Source organism: Glaciecola punicea (genome assembly GCF_001756615.1).
GTDB classification, from domain to species: Bacteria; Pseudomonadota; Gammaproteobacteria; order Enterobacterales; family Alteromonadaceae; genus Glaciecola; species Glaciecola punicea.
Genome location: NZ_LZXY01000001.1, coordinates 25,114 through 45,967 on the forward strand (window position 1 = coordinate 25,114; position 20,854 = coordinate 45,967).

The window sequence follows — 20,854 nt, forward strand, 5'->3', positions numbered from 1 at the left end:
GAGTATTACATGAAATTCAGTGAATCTTGGTTAAGAGAGTGGGTAAATCCCAAAATAGACACCGCAGCACTATGCGAACAGCTTAGTATGGCTGGCCTTGAAGTAGATGGTATTGCGCCTGTAGCCGGTGAGTTTACCGGCGTGCTTGTAGGTGAAGTAGTGCAATGCGCCAGACATCCGGATGCCGATAAGCTACAGGTAACTAAGGTAGATGTAGGTAGCGGTGATCTGCTTGACATCGTGTGCGGAGCACCAAACTGCAGAGCAGGTATAAAAGTAGCCGTTGCGATTGTAGGCGCGGTTTTACCGGGTCCGTTTAAAATTAAAAAGACAAAATTACGGGGTGAACCGTCACACGGTATGTTGTGCAGTTTTTCTGAGTTAGGCATGGGCGATGATCATTCAGGCATAGCCGAGCTGCCCCACGATGCCACTATTGGCCAAGATTTTCGCGAGTACTTAGACTTAAACGACAATATTATTGAAATTGATTTAACGCCTAATAGAGCCGACTGTTTAGGCCTTAAAGGCATTGCTCGAGAAGTAGGCGTTCTCAATCAGCTGGACGTCAAAAATTTAGCTATAAGCCCCAGTGAAATAAGCACACATGTTGTACGCGGCATTAAACTGGCGAGTCCCCAAGAGTGTCCACGTTATTTGGGCCGTATAATTGAAAATGTTGATTTAACGGTAGACTCTCCACTTTGGCTAAAAGAAAAACTGAGACGCAGCGGCGTGCGTTCTATTGACCCTGTTGTAGACGTTACAAACTATATATTGCTAGAGTTAGGTCATCCAATGCATGCTTTTGATAATGCAAAGTTAAGCGGCGATATAATTATTCGTCACGCGGTAAAAGATGAGAAGCTGACATTGCTTGATGGCAACGAAATAACCTTGCTTGAAAATACCCTCGTCATTGCCGATGAACAAAAAGCGTTAGCTATGGCCGGCATATTCGGTGGGGCAGATTCAGGTGTGCAAACGCACACCAAAGATATTTTCTTAGAGTCAGCTTTTTTTAGTCCTGACGCCATACTTGGCAAGGGCAGACAATATGGTTTACATACTGACGCATCGCATCGCTATGAGCGCGGGGTAGATCCACAGCTACAAACAGATGCTATGGAAAGAGCCACACAGCTTTTACTTGAGATAGTAGGCGGCAAAGCGGGCCCCATCACAGTAGCGCAGAGTGAGTCGTATTTGCCTGTACGTAATCAAGTAGTGCTAAGAAAAGCGCGTCTAGCACATGTGTTAGGTGCAAATATTGAAAATGACAGAGTAAGCGACATCTTAAATAGGTTGGGTATGAAGGTGGTATTCAACAGTGGCCATTGGGAAGTGCAAGCGCCATCATACCGCTTTGATATTGCCATTGAAGAGGACTTAATAGAAGAAGTTGCTCGTGTTTATGGGTATAACAATATTGCAAACACAGCGCCTTTAGCCCGCTTAAATATGTCGTATCAGCAAGAAAAAGTCATTAATCTTAATAGCTTTAAGCAAATGCTATGTGCCAAAGGCTGCCAAGAAGCGATTACGTATTCCTTTGTTGACCCGAAAAAACAAAGCTTGCTGTTTCCCGAGGCGAAAACGCTTAGTTTGGAACATCCTATTAGTGCCGACATGTCGGTGATGAGAGTGAGTTTACTGCCAGGCTTATTGCAGGCGCTGTCTTATAATCAAAAGCGTCAGCAGCAAAATTTGGCTCTGTTTGAATCGGGCCTTGTCTTTAGCGCTGATGAAAACGCGGAGAACGGCGTATATCAGTGTGTTAAGCTGACAGCGGTTTTATCTGGCAATACTGCGGGAGAACACTGGTCGATCGCGAACAAAGCACGCGACTTTTATGATGCTAAAGCCTTAGTGGAAGAAATATTAAGTATGTCAGCAGGGCACATTGAGGCAGAGTTTGTGCCCAGTCAGCATACTATTTTTCACCCAGGCCAGTGCGCTTCGATTGTGGTAAATAAAAAAGTAATTGGCCTTATTGGCGCAATACACCCGCAGTTTGAGAAGCCATTAGGCTTAAATGGACGCACCTTTGCGTTTGAATTAAATGTGGCTGATATTGAACAAAGAAACCTGCCGTCAGCTCAAGCTATTTCTAAGTTTCCGGCTATTCGACGAGACCTGGCAATTACTGTTTTGGAAAATGTAGACACGGGTAAATTACTAAAAAGTATCGAAAAAATTGGAATATCTGGACTGCTTGGCATAAACTTGTTTGATATGTATACTGGTGAAAGTATAAACAAAGGTGAAAAAAGTCTCGCCTTATCAATATGGTTTCAAAGCGTTGATAAAACATTAGAAGATCAAGAAATTCAAGACACTGTCGATAAAGTAGTTAGACACTTGCGAGACAATTTTAGTGCAGCATTAAGAGATTAATATTTATGGCATTAACCAAAGCAGACATGGCCGAACATTTGTTCGAAAAGCTAGATTTAAACAAGAAAGATGCAAAAGATCTTGTTGAGTTATTCTTTGAAGAAATCAAAAAGTGTTTAGAATCTGGAGAGCAAGTAAAGTTGTCTGGCTTTGGTAACTTTGATTTGCGGACTAAAAATGAGCGGCCGGGTCGAAACCCTAAAACCGGTGAAGATATTCCGATTAAGGCTCGCCGGGTGGTAACATTTAGGCCTGGTCAAAAATTAAAAAGTAGGGTAGAGAATATTCCGCTTAAGTAACAGGGTAAAAATGGGTAAAGGTAACTTCTTTTTTAAGCGCATAGTAGTTGTGTGTGCTTTTTTGATGTCTGGCTGTACAGAAAATAGTGATCCTGATGACCCTAGGACCAGTGAAGAACAAGTAAGCGTATATAACGAGCAGCTTGTTTCACCTCCTGAAACCTCAAACACGCCTTTATTGACCTTAGAAGAGATGCTTGGCGCAATAGACGTGCAGCAAGCCCTTGCTCAAGCAGCAGCAGACGATGACGCTGAGGCTTTAGCACTTTGGCAAGAAGCTTTATTAAGCGCCGCAGACCAAGTTAATTTAGCCCCAAATGAACGTTCCCTAATTACCGGAAGACAAGGTCTAAAGTATTTAGAGTTTCAAGGCATGAAGACTAACTATCAAGCCGCATTTGAACGCGTTTTCTTAGAGTTTGAAGACGTAAGTAAAGTCTATGAAAATTATCCTGCCTTTAAAAATTTGCACGAACGCTCAATGGCATTAGTAAAGCAGCGCGATGAACTGGTAGCCAAAGTAGCTTCCCAACTCAAAGAAGACGGCTATGATGGAGATGAAGTGGCGGAAGCTAGACGACAGTGGCAAAACTTCTTTTTGAGCGAATCATCTACAAACTAACGCCAGACGAAAGCCAAGACAATAGTGTGGGTTGGCACATAACTGCAGGGTTTCGCAATAGCCTTATTTGCCGGCATTATAGTAGGTACGTTTTCATCTATATGTATTGCCGCGACATTGCCTGAGCTAATAGGCTTGAATGCTAAAAATTACGAAGTGACAGTAGATGAAGAAACTCAGGCCTTAATGGATAGGCCATAAGCATAGATTGTGAGGCGTTTGTTTTTCCTAACAACACCTCACTTAATGACATCTTTGAGCTTATCGCGACGGTGTAAAGTTGATTTCATGCTGTATCTTTTGGGGTAAAAGTGGTGTATTTCCTTGCGCAGCATATTCGTTGAATCCTGTTTTGTAATACGGCGACATAAAATGGCCAGACTGACCACCGGGCACGGTTAGTATGGCTTTATCTTCATTTCCTGGGCGTACGATAAGGCGCTGTGACGCCCCAAAAGAACCTGATTGCACCGCGGGTAGAAAACTATCACCATAGCCTGCTACTTCAGGCATATCTACCAGCGTACTTAAAGGCCCTAATGTAGAAGAAAACGGATGTTTCACCTCAAGTGCGTTTACATTGCCCCAGTTCAACTGGCTTAAATCATCGCTTTTTGCGTCATGCTGCTCAATAAGACGCGTTTTTGTATCATCATAAACACTGAGCATGAGTGCAGGAAAATCATCGCTGTTCTGGGGTAACCAATCTTTCGCGTCTTGTTCTATTATGGCCCATATTGCAGGCTCTATGCTGCGTAAAAGATAAGACGTGGATAAGTCATGTTCTTTTAATATTTCATTTATGGGCACTAAAAGCTGATTAATAACACCACTGCGAAACATACGTACCAAGGTATAGCCCACAGAGTCTGCACACGCACATGCACCCCAATTATTCAGGGCATCAATATCATGTGAATACTGCTGTGGTTTGCGGTTTAGAGTGTTCAGCAGAAGCTCATGCCAAGGTTTTAGGAATAGAGCGTCGTTGTTTAATTGAATATCGTAAAAATCTTGTTCATTAAAACGTGCTTGCTGCATCAATAAATCTTTAATTTGCTGCTGGCGTGCTCCTAGTGCATAGCCACCGTCGCCAAACTGCGCTAAATCTTTTACGCCAATAACTCTGGCGTTGGCGGTCCATAATCTGCCATTTTCCGGGTTAATGTTGTTAGCTGGCATTAATTGCGGTTCATCCCATAGTGGGCTGTACTGTGCTTCGGCAATGGCATAACGAGGGAGTGGCTTTCGCATCGTCATAGCGCCCGTTAATTGCCACGCTATACTGCCCGCGCTGTCGGCAATTAGCATGTTTTGCGCAGGGATGCGTACTTCTTTAGCCAGTTTGAGCCCGCTTTCAATATTGATCACTTTTGCCATATCGGCAATGCGAATGTTTACCGCGTAGTCTTGATGTGCTATCCATTTTAGGGCGTATCTCTGGTCTTTGAATTTACGCACCGGCCCGTATTTGCTCATTTCAAACTCAAGTGTTTCACTGCCGCTTTGCGTTAATATGGTTTCGGTTATTGTTTGGGTAGATGTGGCGTCATCCAATTTTATCCAGTCAACGTTATCAATATTTGAATTGGTAAATCCCCATGCAATATGACCGTTTGAGCCAACTATAATTGCGGGTGTACCTGGCAAAGATACCCCAGTAACGCTTACATTTTGCTCTCCGCTTTTGTAGTTAAGCTGTGCTCTGTACCATATAGCGGGCACGCGTAATCCTAAATGCATGTCGTTACTAAGCATCGCGCTTTGGCTATGGCTCAACTCACCAATAACGGCCCAACTATTGCTGCCGTAGTCGGGTTGCTCTTGCACCGAATCATAGTAATTAAAAGCCACAGGAGGCTTGTCTTTAGTTTGCTTCATTTTTGAGAGTTGTGGCGCTGGCGGCACCTCAACAGGCGGTATATCGATAATACTGAAGTCGATAGCAGCTTGATAATTGCTTGGTAATGTGAAAAAACGATACATCGAGTCGCCAAACAGGTCTTTTATGACGTTAAGCCGAAAGTCTCTTTCGGTTTGCGCTAGCTGTAAGTCAATATACATACTGTAGCTGGCTAGCAAACTGTCAACAGGCACCCAAGGGGCAAATTTGCTGCCGGTTAATAAATACTCAAATGGCTTCATTGAAAGGGATTGTGCGGCTTCGTTTACCCCATTGGTATAGGCCGATAGAATTTGTTGTTCTTGGCTTGAAAGGCCGTCAAAAGCTATTTGTGCACGTTGACGAAATTGATGAACACGATGTTTTTTATCAACGCTTAGCGCTCGTTGCCCTACAATTTCAGTAAGCTCGCCAGCCGCTTGTCTGCGTAGCAAGTCCATTTGAAATAAGCGGTCTTGCGCGTGTGCGTAACCTAGAGCATAGGCAGCGTCGCTTTGCGATTGTGCGCTAATGACCGCGGTGCCAATGCTGTCTCGGCGTAAACTAGCAGGTTCAGCAATAGTAGATGTTGTTATGTTGCCATCTAAACTTGGCAGGCTGGCGGTTAAGCCTATATAAGCAATGAGAATGAGCATTACAGCAGCAGCGCCAAGACCTAAAAAGCCCCATTTAATCGCCTTCATATATGCGTACCTTAGTTCATATCGTGAAATTTAACATAAGACTTATACGTTAATGTCTACAACGCCCGCAGCGTGGTTGCAGTGCCTTGCCAATACAAATAAATAATCAGACAAACGATTAACGTAGGCTAACGATATGTCATTTACCGCATAGTGTTTGGACACGCTAACGAGTCTTCTTTCCGCACGCCGCGCGATTGTTCTTGCCACCTGCAAATGCGAAGCCACCATGCTACCACCTGGTAAAATGAAGCTGGTTTGTGCAGGTAGGTTTGTTTGCAACTCATCAATACTGCTTTCTAAGTGTTCAACGCTGGTAAGTTCTAGTTTGTCGCTGTCTGACAGAGCAAAGCCGATGGCAAAAAGTTGCTGTTGACACAACAGCAACTTTTCTTTTTGCACTTGCATAGATTCTTCATCTAGGTGGCTTGCGCATAAGCCTAAGTACGAGTTTAACTCGTCAAGGGTGCCATAGCAGTCTAGCAATATATCGTCTTTGTCCATTCTAACCACCGTACTGGTGTAAACAGCGGTTGTGCCTTTATCACCTTGTTTGGTATAGATCTTCAAGTATGTATCCTTGGTTTGTTTGGGGTTAATTGTCAACGTTGTCAAGCGTGCGCGTATCGCTTATTGGCGGCGTAAATCTTTCTAAGTGCACAATGACACCAAAAGCTGGATGGTCAAAGTAATGGATTTGCCGACTAATAATGCGCCTTCTTTGCTTTGATGGAAAGGCCGTTAGTTCACTATTACCATTTTCGTCGATGGCGAGTGAAAAATGATTAAACTCACTGTCTATATGCAGGTAGGGCACTTGGCTTACATAGTCTAAGTAGACTTTTATTTTGCCTTCTATCTCATATTGCTGTGCAAGTGAAAACGGTATCTCTTTTTCATCGTCAAGCGCTGGTTCCTCTTCTAGCCACTCGATGGATTTAAGGTTTTGTAGATCATCTTTTAAATTTTTAAAGAAACGTGCGTCGTCGTTTTGAGCTAGTGCAAGATTAGCTTCTTCGTATGCTTGTTGCCACTGCTTAAAGCTTTGGGTGTTTTTGGCTGCGAGCAGTTTCCCAGCGCGAACGCGAATAAACTCTGCGTTTTCAATGCCAAACTCAATCTCTTGTCGCCATGCTGTATGTAAAAGTGGCGTAATATCACGTTGCCTAAATATATTTTTAGCAAAATCTTCCAAAACTAAGTCAGTTTGTGCTAATAATTGTTTACTGCCCCAAAAATAGCTGTCAGTACTGAATAAACGTGGGCCTATTTGAGGCAAAATAAAATAGCTTAACGGGGCTTGCAAAAAGCTGCTCACACAAGACATGGAAAATGACGAGTTTGCAATATTATCCAATTGATTATTTATAAATAGAATATCGTTTGTTAATGCAGACAGTCTTTCTTTTTGATGCTGGCCTACTGGCTGATCATTACCCAAATCACGCTTGCTTGCATCAGCGGAACTGCTTAAATCAAAGGGTGTAAGTAAACTAGCTAATAGGCTTTCATCAAGAATAACAATGTCAGATGTTTGCTGTGGGTTAACATCACATAAGGGCAACGCGGTGCGATATTTATCTTCACTAAACGCTTTTTGTAAGGCTTTTAAGTACAGAAAATTACTGCTGTAAGCTGTTTTTTGCGTACCGTTACTATTATGCGTATCGATGGCCAATGCAGGCCCAAAGTTCTCATTATTATTGGGCAACAGATCGCGCTTAAACACAATGAGTTCAACATTAAACCACCATTGCGTCTCATTATTATTTTGTGCCAGTACTACAACGCTACCTAACATCAATGTTAAAGATATTGTTGCACAGATTATAAGTCGCTTAGTCATTATATTCCATAGTTATCGTTACGCGTAACAGGTTTCAGCGAGTAATTCTATAAGGTTAAGGGTATAGTCTAGTCTTTCCTTATTGGCCGGTGTTTTACACATAAAGCGTATTTTAGTAGGCCCTTCAAACTTAAACTGAGACGATTTCTTTTGCACTAACTGTATTAATGCACCAGGGTTAACTTTTGCGTCTTGCTCAAACTCAATAGTACCACCTTGATCGTTAGCTTCAATTTTATTTATGCCTAAACTAGCCGCCGCTAGTTTTATCGCCGTTTGCTGAACTAAGTTTTGAGCGGCGGGAGGTAGCAAACCGAAACGATCAATCATCTCTATTTGCAAGCTATCAATCTCGTCTAAATCTTCACAATTAGCAAGTTTTTTATACATGGCTAAGCGCATATTTACATCGCCAATATAATCCTCTGGTAGTAGTGCCGCTACGCGTAAATCGACCTCAGTTTGTTTGCCTAAAGTATCTGCTAAGCTAGGTTCTCTGCCGTCTTTGAGTGCTTCTACGGCTTTTTCTAGCATTTCCATGTACAAGTTGAAGCCTATTGCATTTATTTGCCCAGATTGGCCGTCGCCTAATAATTCTCCCGCGCCTCTTATTTCAAGATCGTGCGTCGCAAGAGCAAAGCCCGCGCCTAGTGTTTCAAGTGAAGCAATAGCTTCTAAACGTTTGCTGGCGTCTTTGGTCATTCTTCTTGGGTGTGGCGTTAGTAAATAAGCATAGGCTTGATGGTGCGAGCGGCCCACTCGCCCGCGCAGTTGGTGGAGTTGCGCTAAACCTAAATGGTCGGCTCTGTCGATAATAATCGTGTTAGCACTTGCCACGTCTATGCCGGTTTCGATAATAGTAGAGCATACCAGGACGTTGTAGCGCTGGTGATAAAAGTCGTTCATGACGTTTTCCAACTCTCGCTCGCGCATTTGTCCATGGCCTATCGCAATACGTGCTTCAGGCACTATTTCGGCAATATCAGCGGCTGTTTTTTCAATTGTCTTTACTTCATTATGTAAGAAATATACTTGCCCGCCGCGCAATATTTCTCGCATTATGGCTTCACGAATAATGTCAGTATGGCGTTGTTGAACAAACGTTTTAACGGCGAGACGCCTAGCAGGCGGCGTTGCAATAATGGACAAATCGCGCATACCGCTTAGCGCCATGTTTAAAGTACGGGGAATCGGAGTAGCGGTAAGGGTGAGTATGTCTACGTCAGCACGTAGGGCTTTAAATTTCTCTTTTTGCCTGACGCCAAATCGATGTTCTTCATCTATTATTACCAAGCCTAAATCATTAAATTTAACATCGTTTTGTAAGAGTTTATGCGTGCCAACCACAATATCAACTTGACCATTGGCTAGTTTTTGCATAATTACTTTTTGGTCTTTTTGACTAACAAATCGCGACATTACTCCTATTTCGAAGGGAAATTGAGAAAATCTGTTTTTAAAGTTTTCGTAGTGCTGCTGTGCCAGTAAAGTGGTGGGCACCAGTATTGCCACTTGTTTTCCGTGAATAGCGCTTATGAAGGCGGCCCGCATGGCCACTTCGGTTTTACCAAAGCCCACGTCGCCGCATACTAAGCGGTCCATTGCGTTATTACTGCCCATGTCTTGCAGAACTGCGTTGATAGCCGTTTCTTGATCGGGCGTTTCATCAAATGGGAAGCTGTCAGTAAAACGTCGATATTCTAGCCAATCAATGGGGTAGGCGAAGCCCGGTTTGGCTGCGCGTTTTGCATAAATATCAAGCAACTGTGCCGCGACATCACGTACTTTTTCGGCCGCTTTTTGTCGTGCTTTTGACCATGTGTCGTTGCCCAATAAATGCAGCGGCGCATTTTCAGCTTCGCCACCGCTGTAGCGACTTATTAGATGCAGCGAAGCTACCGGCACATACAGCTTTGCTTTTTTTGCATATTCAATCGTCAAGTATTCGGTAGTAAGGCCACCTACATCAAGCGTCTGCAGGCCTAGAAAACGGCCCACACCATGGTCAATATGTACTACTGGATAACCTTGCGACAGTTCGGCAAGGTTTCGTATAATAGCGCTTTCATCGACCGATGTGGCTCTACTGCGCTGCTTACGCCGACTGACTTTATGACCGAGTAGCTGTTTTTCAGTAATAAGCAGCAAAGGATAGGTTTTGTCGCTGCAGTCAAAACTTTCTTCTACTTGGCCTATTACAATGCTTATGGGGCTTTTATGCGCTAATGCTTGGGTAAATGAATCAGCAGACACGACTTTTATCGCTGCTTTTTTAAGAATGTTGATTAAGCTTTCTTTGTGTCCCGTAGATTCGGCCACGAATATGACTTTTTTGCGTGTTTCAGCGGCGCGTTTAACTTCTGCTTGAATAGCAGAATAAGGATTCGTGGCTAGTGTATCAATGCCAATGTTTGACACCGCTTGGGTTGAAAATGGTGTGTTCGTCGCTGATTTTTTCACTATCTCACTGGTGATTTTGGCGCTGGGCCACTGTTTCAGGTAGCCATTTAGCTCTTGTTCAGTCAAAAATAGTTTTTCGGGTGGCAACAGCGGGCGCGCTAAATTGTATTGATACTGCTCATACCTGTTTTGCAAATCTGTCCAAAAGCGTTCGCTGGCAGCAGGAATATCATGCGCAAAAACAAGTAGTGAATCTTCATGTAAGTAATCAAACAAGCTAGCGGTGTTTTCGAAGAACAAGGGCAGGTAATATTCAATGCCGCCGGGCATGGTGCCCTTACTTACTTGGTACAAAACAGATTCATGATCATTGTTTGCCGACTGGCTAAACTGGTCTAAATAGCGGGTGCGAAAGCCTGAAATGGCCTCTTTGTCTGTGGGAAACTCGCGTGCTGGAAGCAAACGAATGTTGTTTACTTCTTCTAAACTACGTTGTGTAGACGGATCAAAATAGCGAATAGAGTCTATTTCGTCGTCAAACAAATCGATTCTAAAGGGCTTGTCACTGCCCATCGGGAATAAGTCGATAATAGAGCCGCGCACACTAAATTCGCTGTGTGACATCACTTGCCCCACATGCAAATAACCTGATTTCTCAAGGTTGCGTCTAAACTCGGTGGGATCTAAGGTTTGATTTCTCTCTAAATATAATAAGTGCTGTCCAACATAGGTAACAGGAGAGAGTCTTTGTAGCAATGTGCTCACCGGGACTAAATACACGCCGGCTTTTTTCTTGCTTAATAAATAGAGTGATTCAAGTCGTTTTGACACAATGTCTTGATGCGGCGAAAAATGATCGTACGGCAAGGTTTCCCAGTGCGGGAATAAGTTGACACTCAAGTTCTCGTCATTGCTAAAAAATGCTATCTCTTTTTCAAGTTGATAGGCCTGTGCGGTGTCGGTGGTAATAACAATTAAAGGGCCGTTGTGAGCTTGGGCGGCTTTGGCAATCGCAAGTGATTGTGCGCTACCGCTTAAGCCTGTCCACTTAATACGATCGGTAATGTTGCGCTCTTTTTTGGTTTTTGGTAATCGCGGTTCGATAATTGACGACATATTTTTAAAGCATACTCTTAGTGTAAATTGTTTGAAATGAATCTTTAGCAGTGAATTATGCTGCCTGCATTATTATAAGGGTGTTCGACGCGCTGCAATGATTGTTAGCCTATGGCTGTAAAACGCGAAGAATATTATCATAAAGCAGGCTCATAACCTCTATTAAGGCTATTTTTGTTTTTATAAGGGCTTATTGGCAAGTGAGCATAGGCTGAGTTTTACCGACTCAACTGCCTCGCCATAAGCATAGATAACGGCTGGTTCTGTGCTGATGTAAACGTATATACGCTTGAAGGGATCATATACACCCAAGGGTAAATAATAGTAAACTTGCACGCAAACAACACCCATTTTTCGCTAGGTTACTAATTTTAAATGTCAATTTCTGCTTTTGTCGCGTTGAGATATTCCCAATCAGGCACCAAACAAAGTTTTGTTGCGTTTATTAATCGCTTTTCGATTGTCGGAATAAGCCTAGGTATTGCTGCTTTAATCGTGGTTTTATCCGTCATGAACGGCCTAGAAGGACAATTGAAAAAACGTATATTAGGGATATTGCCGCATATAGTCGTGGCAAGTGAAAACCCTGTGCAGCTGCCGCCTAATTTAGAGATTCAAGTATTAGCGCAGGTACCTTACGCTGAACGTGAGGTAATTGTGCAGTCGCGCTCTACAGTGGCCCCTTTATTTTTACAAGGTACGCAAACGCAAGCGGCAAAACCATTTTCTATTGTGGCTAACAACATTATTGATGGTAATTGGGACAGTCTACTATCTGGAAGTTTTAATGTGGGTATTAGCCGAATTTTAGCCGCTAGTTTGGATGTGAGTTTAGGCCAGCAGCTTAGGCTAATTAGCACCGACACTAGTATTTATTCACCGCTTGGTCGCATACCAAGCCAGCGCTTAGTAACGGTTTCGTTTATATTTGATATAAACTCCGAAATGGACGATAAGGTGATGTTTATTCATCTTGATGATCTGGCACGACTTTCACGTAAAAAAACAACGCAAATACAGCAGCAGCGATTATTTTTGCGTGATGCCTTTGAGTATCTTCCCGTGGTTGAGTATTTAACGGCAAATGATTTTTCGCTTAGAAATTGGCGCGAGCGTCAGGGTCCTTTATTCGACGCCGTTAAAATGGAAAAAAACATGATGTCGCTTATGCTGTTACTGGTCATTGCGGTGGCGGCGTTTAACGTGGTGTCGGCCTTGGTTATGGTGGTATCAGAAAAAAAATCAGACATTGCGATTTTACAAACCCAAGGTATGTTGCCTAAGGATATTATGAAAATATTCTTATTCAACGGCATATTTAATGGCTTAAAAGGTATCATTACGGGTATTTCGCTTGGCCTTTTAGGCTGCTGGGGCTTAAACGATATTCTGCAATTATTGGGATCTAATTTAGCCTTTGGCGAAAATGGGCAAGGCTTGCCTATTGATATTCAAGCGAATCAACTGGTGTTTATTGCACTGGGATCAATCATATTATGTGTGTTGGCAAGCTGGTACCCCGCTTACAAAGCGCAGTCAATTACGCCTGCAAATAGCTTGCGTAGCGAATAATTGCTATTATTTATCATCATATAATTTTTAGCTGCTGGCGGATGCTAGCAGCACAACATCTAGGGAATAACAGTGAGTAAAGTATTCATAAGTTCATCGTCGCTACTGCAGGATTCGTTCAAAGTTGCTTCACAAGTGTTTGAAGATGGCTTTAGGCCAGACTTTATAGTGGGAATTTGGCGTGGTGGTGCGCCCATAGGCATCGCGGTACAAGAATTCTTTGAATACAAGGAGGCGCCCACCGACCATATTGCGGTACGCACATCGTCTTACTATGGCATCAATAAGCAGTCTAAAGAGATAAAAGTGCATGGCTTGCACTATCTGGTTGAAAACGCAAATGCCACCGATAAGTTACTCATTGTTGATGACGTATTCGATTCGGGCCGCAGTATTGAAGCCTTAATTAATCAAATAAACAGCTTGATGCGCTTAAATGCACCTAAAGAAATACGTATTGCAACACCTTACTACAAGCCTAAAAATAACAAAACTAAAAGCAATTTAGTGCCTGATTATTATGTGCATGAAAGTGCTGATTGGCTAGTATTTCCGCATGAATTATCAGGACTGACAAAAGAAGAGATTATAGCGGGCAAATCTGAACTCAACGATTTACACGACATCCTTTTTAAGTAGCGCTTAGTGCGACTACTTTCCATCAATGTAAAATTTGTCGTGGAAGGTATGCACTAAGTCTGGTTTGTAGATGATTAAGCAGGTAATACTGAAGCCATTAAAAAAGGCTTCAGGAAACATCATCAATATTGTCATGGTAGTATAGTTATCTTTAATAATGTCCCACGAGTAGATGCCTTCGGCCAAATAATATCCGCTGAATGAGAGCATTTTGGCTGCCATGGTAATTGCACCGGGGAAAAACGCACACACAAAAATATAGACAAATAACTGGCGGGGTACACGATGAAACGAAAATGCGAAAATACCGTAAGTGATTAGAATGGGCAAAAGCACCCCAAATAGCCCATTTACCCCTAGCATGCTCCATTGCTCAGTGCCTATAGCTGTCATTATAAGCAGTGCGGTTGTGGCAACTAAGACCGCCCAGCGAAAACCTAGCACGAGTGTAAGCGTGGTTAACCACAAAAAGTGCATAGTTAAGCCATCATAAATGCTGACTCTAAATGACCATAAAAACAAAATGCCCACAATTGAACCGAAAATTATATGCTGCCACTTACGTTCTTTTATAATACGGGTATAGTCAACTTTGCTCGCTACGTATACAAAGCCAAAGGCGTAAATAAGTATGCTGATTGTTTGAATAGTGGTCACTAGGTACTACCGAATAGGGCCCAAAAAACACATAGGGCATTGAAAGATATGCTTTATGAAAAGCACAAAGTCTTTTCATATACTTACTATAGCAGATATGCTTCTTATTAATTTAGGATAAGTGTTTCTAAAAGCACACAGCCTTGAATATAATTAGTAAGCGCCGCTATTACGTTTACACTAGCGACTAATGTATACTACAAAACAATTAGTGCAAACCCTTGCACCGTTCAACAGTATAAGGCCTCTCGTATTTATGTCATTGTTTAAGGCGTTATTCCCATTTTTTGATGCGTCCAATGAAGTTTACTTAGACAGCGCTGCTACCAGTCAGCGTGTCAATGCAAGCCTGCTTGCAATGCAAGAATACTACTGCCAATACAATGCTAATGTGCATCGCGGTGGGTATGTCAGCGCTAGGCTTGCCTCCAATAAATACGAAGATGCTAGAACAGTAGTCGCTGAATTTTTAGGCGCAGCGGATGCCTCGCAAATTATATTTACCAGTGGTACCACCGATGCAATTAACTTAATTGCAAATGGTCTTAATATCGCCGATTTGCAAGGCAGTGAAATACTCTTGTTTGAAAGTGAGCATCATGCCAATTTATTGCCTTGGCAGCATTTTGCCGCAAAGTATAGCCTAAGCTTAACAAGAATAAAATTAGGTGATAACGGTACCTTTAACCAGCAAGAACGCAAAGCCGCTTTAGCCAGTATAACCCGCAATGTTGCTATAGTGGCAATGGCCCATGTTTCTAACGCTTTAGGTAATATTTATCCAGTCACTGAATTGTGTAAAAGAGCTGCTGAAGTAGGCGCATTGAGCGTAATTGATGGCACTCAAGCACCAGCGCACATTACAGTAGATGTATCGGCTATACACTGCGATTTTTATGCGATTAGCGGGCATAAAATGTATGCGGGAACAGGTATTGGTGCGCTGTATGGTAAAAAGCATTGCTTAGAAAAGCTCACTCCCAGCAAACTTGGCGGTGAAATGATATCTCACGTTACTTGGGATGCTTATGTGTTGCAACCTGTGCCTGGTAGATTTGAAGCAGGCACACCCAATATTGCCGGCGCAATAGGCTTGGCCGCAGCAGCAACGTTCATACAAGCTAACCTTCAACGTATCCAAGAAACTGAACTGGCATTAGCCCTATATTTATTGGATAAAATAAATCCCTTAGCGAGGTCTCAAAAACTAGTTATTTTGGGTAATATTGGCACTCCCGAGTACTTTACTAAAGAAAGTTCGGCTATTGCGTTACTTTCATTTTATATTCCAAAGATACATGCAAACGACATAGCCGCTCATTTTGCCAGTCACGGCGTTGCCATTAGGGCAGGCCATCACTGCGCCATGCCGTTAATGCAAAGTCTGTCTATAGAGGGTTGCGCGCGAATATCGATAGCTTGCTATACCACATATCAAGACATTGACGCTTTTGTGGTGAGCCTTGATCAACTTTTCCAAGAAAGTGCTAACGATGACCGAAAAGCTATCACAAAGCCCAAACAGTTTGCAAAAAGCTTGAGCGCACTGCCAACAAACATTGGAGACGCCGTTTCACAAGCGCCAGATTGGAATGCCAAACATCGCTTGTTACTAATACACAGTAAAAGCCTAGCAACATTGCCAACACACCAGCGCACCGTTGCTACAGAAATAACAGGCTGTGAAGCGAGGGTGTGGATGTCACTTATTCATAGCGACGAAAAGCAAGCTATAAATGCTAGTAAGCGAAAGCTTTATGCATATTCAGAAAGCAAAGTTATTCGCGGCATCCTTGCGTTAATTATTGAAAAAGTAAACCAGCTACCTTATGAAGAAGTGTCTCGCCTTGATATTCATCAATACCTCAACCAAGTAGGTCTGTCACATTATTTTAGCCAAGGCAGACGCGATGGCATTAGCCAAGTTATTCAAGCTATTTGTAAAAAATATACACAGGCTAGTTAGAGGTCATGGACGCTTCACTTACTTTTAGCTTCAATCCACTGGCTCATGTACTTACTCGTTTGAAACTGATGATGACTTAGCATCTTGTGCAAAAAATTGCTTTGTCTGTCGCTTTTTATAGTACTTATTTTGGCATCTATAATATTTATAAAGGAAGCGCGATTGGTTTGCGTGTTGTAATCACTTAGTAATATATCTTGTCCATTTTGATGAGCCTGCTGCCATTTTTGTTGGTCCGTGTACAGTCTTATTGCTGCAACAACAAATTCATCTATACTAGAGGCTATTTCACCTGCCCAAGGTTTATTAGTAATCCCTTCACACCCTATGGGGGTGGTGACCGACGGGGTGTTGCACTGCATTGCATCGAGTAACTTTCCTTTTACACCTGCACCAAATGAAATAGGGGCAAGCATTATTCTTGCTTGTTGTATAACGGTAAACTGATGCTGTGCAAAGCCATGCACAAAAAAGCCGAGTTTTTTATTTTCAAGCTGCTTAGCTTTAGGCGACATATAAGCGCCGTATACATTACAGCTAATATTTGGATAGTCCTTATGCAAGGCTTTATAAATTTTTGGCCAGCACTGCTCTGCGAGTATCTTAACCGCATGATAGTTAGGCGCATGCCTAAAATTTCCAATAAAGACAAAATTCTGCTTATGTTCAGCGCTCATTGATGTGTTTGATAATGCCTCGCATGATCCAGGTAATATGAAAGGAACATGCGCAACCTGATTACTAGGAACGTTGAAATGTTCAATTAATAGGGCTTTTTCAAAGCCTGACAGCACAATCGTAAGATCGGCTTGCAGCACACAGGCAATTTCACGTAGCGCAATATCATTGTGTAACAAAGGTAGGTTGGCGCATTGGGTAATATCGGTTTGCTGCATAAATGTGAGCGGGGCATTTTGCTGTTTTAATAACGCTTGGCGAGCAGCTCTGAGGCAATGTAAGTCTTCAATGTCGAGTATTAACATAGCCTTTGGACATGTTTTTTTTACGCGCCAAGCAAACTGTTCAAAGCTAAGGTAGCGGTCAAAAATAACAATGTCAGGCTGTAACTCTTCTATTTTAACGTTGAAACTATCGCAATTAAGCTGTATTGGAAACATCTTCACATTCATTGATGATAAGTCAAAGGTTTGTGGTGTAGTTTGCGCCGCACTGCAAAAGCTTACCTGCCAGTGATTATGCTGGGCAGCTTTAATATAGCTGATGATATTTTGGCCTGCAGCAGACGATGTTGGTTCAGGCCATACAAAACCTACGAATAACACATGCATTGTATTTTACACCTAGGTATTTAAAGATGTGAGCATTAAAAAATAATCGCGTTACATTATTCATGCAACATTAACACTATGGGCTTGTTAGTTCCCTAAGTATAAGCTAAACAAAGCTTAAGTCGCCATATAGCGCTTAATTAAATAGTTAATCGAAAATAGCAACCGTTTGTCTGCTCAACGCAATAACATCACCTTGGGCATCCCAAATTGTGGCTTCGGTATGTCCGTAACCGTCAGCCGCCTGGCGGGTAATCGCTTTATAAGCAAGCCAGTCGTTTGGCAAAATTTCTTTATGCGGATATACAAATTCTACATTCCAACTGACCGTGCTTGCGGGTGCCGGTAACTTTATCATTTGTAATAATGTGGGCGGCCAAACGTCAATAATACTGACAATGTGAGCATCGCTTATTTCTTTTGGAGGATTCTTATAACGCATCCAGCCATAATAGTGGCTTTTTTTACCGCCCAGAAAAGGAATGCCGCCTTCTTGTATGCAAAGATCAAAATGCCGCAAAAATGAAGGCGTAATTTTTGGTATTTGTGGAATATACTTTGATTTGGTGGGTGTGACCAAATTATGCTTTTCAGTATTGTTTACTACTACCTTAGATTTACGCCCTTGGGCAAAACAAAATTGACTTAATACGCACACCTTCCCGTTTTGAAAGGCACGCGCCTGGATCTGAGACACATTTTTACCACTGCGAACAATTTCGACCGTAATAATGAAGGCTTCTTCTGAAAGTAATGGACCGACAAAATTTGTCGACATAGAGCGTAAAACTCTGTTTGCATCTACATACGATTTTGCGGCGCTAAACAGCATACCTGCTGAAAGTCCACCGTATACGGTGCGTCCTTGTGACCATTGCTTCGAAATAATATAACTTTGTTCTGGAAAGTCACTGTGGTTTTGCGTGGCGTTCAGGTAATAGTCAATATGCATAGTAATGTAAAGCTTGCTTCTCTGGTCGGATTAGTTGCATTGTTTATTAATCTGCTCTGTTAATCAAGCGCTGTGATCATTAAGCTTTATCAGAATATTTTATGTTGCAAATAAGTGTGGTCAGCATGAAGCTTTAGTAAAGAGAATAATAAAGTGATGCCCAATCTATCTAAGTAGATTGGACATGCTTAATATTAGTAAAAATAGGCAATAAGAGGGCGTTGACGTCGCTTGATGTTTTGCTGCTCAATAATGTCTAGTTCTTCTTTATTCGCGAAATGTGAGTCCCAATGCGCAAGTTTTGGTTTCATAAGCGCAAACCAAAGCGGTGGTATAAGAGCAATACCAATGGTCGACACATAGCCGCTTATCATCATGGGCGCTTCTGGCATAGGCTGTAATTTTTCAAAGGGCATAGCGCCATGCTCGTGATGATGAGAATGACGAGGCAGGTTAAACATAGCCCAAGTGCTAATTTTTCTGTTTGAATTCCATGAATGCTTGGGTTTTACCGGCTGACGAGGATCACGCACTAAGCCGTAGTGCTCCATGTAATTCACTATTTCCAATATACATTTGCCAGTAGCTCCAATTAAGCCTAAGAATAAGGCACCTTGCCAACCGGCGATCATACCTGCAGCGAATAAATAAAGGGCCGACATTAACCAGCCACGGATTACTTTATTATGATGACTAAGCAGTGCTTGTTTTTTGCGTGCTAAGCGCTTTTTCTCAATGTTCCAAGCAGATTTATTCGTCCCAATAATGGCATACACAGTGTGCACGTATACATTTCTGCCTCGCGGCGCGGTGACCGGGTCAGCCTCGGTGGCTACTTTGGCGTGATGATGATAAACATGCTCTATTGAAAAGTTAGCGTCTAAGGTTAAACTCATTAACCATCGGCCAAAACAAACATCGATAGGCTTGGCAATACGATGCACTAATTCGTGACCTACCACGGTGGCGATACCGCTCAACATGAGCCCACAAAATACCACGGCTATCGTTAATTCAAACCCGCTAGTATTTAGCTTTGCCTGCACGAAATCATAGCCAATGAATTCTGAAAACGTCACCATAAAAGCCCAATTGTGCGGTGTTACTAACCACAATGAGCTTATGAGTAACACTACAAGCAATGGCGCAGAGCCATACAACATAGCATTTATCACCACCCTGTTTGCCAAGGTAGGCGTACTGGTATCATCGCCAAATAGAGCGTCGCCAAGCACATATATACTCGCAAACATGGCAAAGCCAATAAGGATGAAGTAGTCAGCAAACAATAAAAATGCGCATCCTAACAGCACGATCGCGTAATAGTGAAAAAACTTTAAATAGTGAAACATATGGCAACTCCTCTTTTAACTATGGTGATAGTGTGGACCAATAATAGTGATTGGGTGAGGATTAGGATTGTCAAAAAGGAGTCTTTAATTGCCAATTGGCGGGAAAAGACGTATATTTGCTTATTTAAGTGAAATAACGGAAGGTGAATTTATGCAATATGTGCCGGTATATTACTTAGGACACCTAATTGATGTGTTGCAAGAGCATGCATTTCCTATACACGAATGGCTTCAGCAGCAGGGTATTAGCAAAGATAAGCTGTACTCGTATGATACTAAATTAGACCCCGCTCAATTTGATCAGCTTTTAAAAAAAGCCTTGGCTCACCCAAGCAGAGAGCATTTAGGCTTAACCGTTGGCAGAAAATTACAAATTGCGCACCACGGCACATTTGGCCTTGCGTTATTAAATTGCGAAACCATCGAAGACATGATTAAGTTCGTACAGCGCTATTTGGTCATCCGTATTCCCTTTATTGAAATTAGCATTGTGTCGTACGACACAGAGGTAGTGGTCTTAGCCAAAGACACACATTGGCAAGGAGAGCTGCATCGTTTTGTAATAGAAGCGGTAACCGGCGCTGTGTTAAATGTATTTGCAGCCCTGCTACAAAGTGTGCCTAGTTTGTCTATATCGCGTTTATTTTTTGACTATGAAAAACCCGCTTACGCTGAGAAATATAATAGTTTGGCAGTGAAAAAAATAGAATTTAATTACGGCTACTGCGGTATTGCGATTGATAAGCGTAGTTTACAAGCTAAAATTCCTAACGTAGATAAATTGAGCTTTATACAGGCACAAAGAGCCTGTGAGCAGGAGCTTGCACGATGGTTGCGATTTGCTAGTTATACAGGTAAAGTTCAGCAGTGTTTAATGCAGTATCAGTCTTCAAGGCCTTGTTTAGGTGATGTAGCGACGCAGCTCAATGTGAGCGCGCGTAGTTTACATCGCTACTTAAAAAGCGAAGGGACTAGCTTTAAAACAATTTTAGATATTCATCAGGCTGCAATCTCAAAAGAATGCCTACTCATTTACGGCTACTCTGTTGCGCAAACCGCCGCTACACTTGGATTTGTCGACATGGCGAATTTTCGACGCGCGTTTAAACGCTGGTATAAGGTAACCCCTTCTGCATTTATTGCGGATAATAAAAAATAAGA

Annotated in this window: 15 protein-coding genes and 1 pseudogene; 8 read left to right on the forward strand and 8 right to left on the reverse strand. The window is 42.4% G+C overall.

The window, feature by feature from the left end; genetic code table 11:
* The first annotated feature begins 9 nt into the window (after positions 1-9).
* The 4 genes and pseudogenes from pheT to BAE46_RS14950 all read left to right on the forward strand — a co-directional run.
* The gene (pheT, locus tag BAE46_RS00125) at positions 10-2,397 is read left to right on the forward strand and encodes a phenylalanine--tRNA ligase subunit beta (RefSeq protein WP_006003436.1); all 2,388 of its coding nucleotides are present in this window, start codon (positions 10-12) and stop codon (positions 2,395-2,397) included.
* A 5-nt stretch (positions 2,398-2,402) separates the two neighbouring features.
* Positions 2,403-2,696: an integration host factor subunit alpha gene (locus BAE46_RS00130; RefSeq protein ID WP_006003437.1), complete on the forward strand. Its 294-nt coding sequence runs from the start codon at positions 2,403-2,405 to the stop codon at positions 2,694-2,696.
* Between the two features lie 10 nt (positions 2,697-2,706).
* The gene (locus tag BAE46_RS00135) at positions 2,707-3,318 is read left to right on the forward strand and encodes a hypothetical protein (RefSeq protein ID WP_006003438.1); all 612 of its coding nucleotides are present in this window, start codon (positions 2,707-2,709) and stop codon (positions 3,316-3,318) included.
* A gap of 42 nt (positions 3,319-3,360) precedes the next feature.
* Positions 3,361-3,519, forward strand: a pseudogene (locus BAE46_RS14950) (protein translocase subunit SecF); the annotation flags it as partial.
* A 60-nt stretch (positions 3,520-3,579) separates the two neighbouring features.
* On the opposite strand, the gene BAE46_RS00140 reads toward BAE46_RS14950, so the two are convergent.
* The 4 genes from BAE46_RS00140 to mfd are packed head-to-tail and all read right to left on the reverse strand — an operon-like array spanning position 3,580 to position 11,266.
* The gene (locus BAE46_RS00140; protein ID WP_006003439.1) at positions 3,580-5,904 is read right to left on the reverse strand and encodes a penicillin acylase family protein; all 2,325 of its coding nucleotides are present in this window, start codon (positions 5,902-5,904) and stop codon (positions 3,580-3,582) included.
* Between the two features lie 42 nt (positions 5,905-5,946).
* A complete protein-coding gene (locus BAE46_RS00145) occupies positions 5,947-6,474 on the reverse strand; it encodes a cob(I)yrinic acid a,c-diamide adenosyltransferase (protein ID WP_006003440.1) in 528 nt (175 codons plus the stop codon).
* A 25-nt stretch (positions 6,475-6,499) separates the two neighbouring features.
* Positions 6,500-7,750 carry a CsiV family protein gene (locus BAE46_RS00150; RefSeq protein ID WP_006003441.1) on the reverse strand — a complete coding sequence of 417 codons (1,251 nt, stop codon included), beginning with the start codon at positions 7,748-7,750 and terminating at the stop codon, positions 6,500-6,502.
* A gap of 18 nt (positions 7,751-7,768) precedes the next feature.
* Complete coding sequence (mfd, locus tag BAE46_RS00155) at positions 7,769-11,266, reverse strand: transcription-repair coupling factor (protein WP_006003442.1); 3,498 nt, start codon at positions 11,264-11,266, stop codon at positions 7,769-7,771.
* Positions 11,267-11,641: 375 nt separating this feature from the next.
* On the opposite strand from mfd, the gene BAE46_RS00160 reads away from it, so the two are divergent.
* Entirely contained in the window at positions 11,642-12,838 is a 1,197-nt protein-coding gene (locus BAE46_RS00160) for a lipoprotein-releasing ABC transporter permease subunit (protein ID WP_040520116.1), read from the forward strand.
* A 72-nt stretch (positions 12,839-12,910) separates the two neighbouring features.
* Complete coding sequence (locus BAE46_RS00165) at positions 12,911-13,477, forward strand: phosphoribosyltransferase (protein ID WP_070111468.1); 567 nt, start codon at positions 12,911-12,913, stop codon at positions 13,475-13,477.
* 12 nt (positions 13,478-13,489) lie between these two features.
* Here the strand turns inward: BAE46_RS00165 and BAE46_RS00170 are convergent, their stop codons facing one another.
* Complete coding sequence (locus BAE46_RS00170) at positions 13,490-14,134, reverse strand: energy-coupling factor ABC transporter permease (RefSeq protein ID WP_006003453.1); 645 nt, start codon at positions 14,132-14,134, stop codon at positions 13,490-13,492.
* Between the two features lie 256 nt (positions 14,135-14,390).
* Here BAE46_RS00170 and BAE46_RS00175 point away from each other — a divergent pair, with 256 nt between their 5' ends.
* Entirely contained in the window at positions 14,391-16,100 is a 1,710-nt protein-coding gene (locus BAE46_RS00175; protein WP_171900992.1) for an aminotransferase class V-fold PLP-dependent enzyme, read from the forward strand.
* 14 nt (positions 16,101-16,114) lie between these two features.
* On the opposite strand, the gene BAE46_RS00180 is transcribed toward BAE46_RS00175, so the two are convergent.
* From BAE46_RS00180 to BAE46_RS00190, 3 genes are all read right to left on the reverse strand, one after another.
* Complete coding sequence (locus tag BAE46_RS00180; protein ID WP_006003457.1) at positions 16,115-17,389, reverse strand: glycosyltransferase; 1,275 nt, start codon at positions 17,387-17,389, stop codon at positions 16,115-16,117.
* Between the two features lie 148 nt (positions 17,390-17,537).
* On the reverse strand, positions 17,538-18,341 hold the full coding sequence (locus BAE46_RS00185; RefSeq protein ID WP_006003460.1) for an acyl-CoA thioesterase: 804 nt from the start codon (positions 18,339-18,341) through the stop codon (positions 17,538-17,540).
* Between the two features lie 194 nt (positions 18,342-18,535).
* Entirely contained in the window at positions 18,536-19,693 is a 1,158-nt protein-coding gene (locus tag BAE46_RS00190) for an alkane 1-monooxygenase (protein WP_070111469.1), read from the reverse strand.
* 88 nt (positions 19,694-19,781) lie between these two features.
* Here BAE46_RS00190 and BAE46_RS00195 point away from each other — a divergent pair, with 88 nt between their 5' ends.
* Positions 19,782-20,852: an AraC family transcriptional regulator gene (locus BAE46_RS00195; RefSeq protein WP_006003465.1), complete on the forward strand. Its 1,071-nt coding sequence runs from the start codon at positions 19,782-19,784 to the stop codon at positions 20,850-20,852.
* Positions 20,853-20,854: the final 2 nt, after the last annotated feature.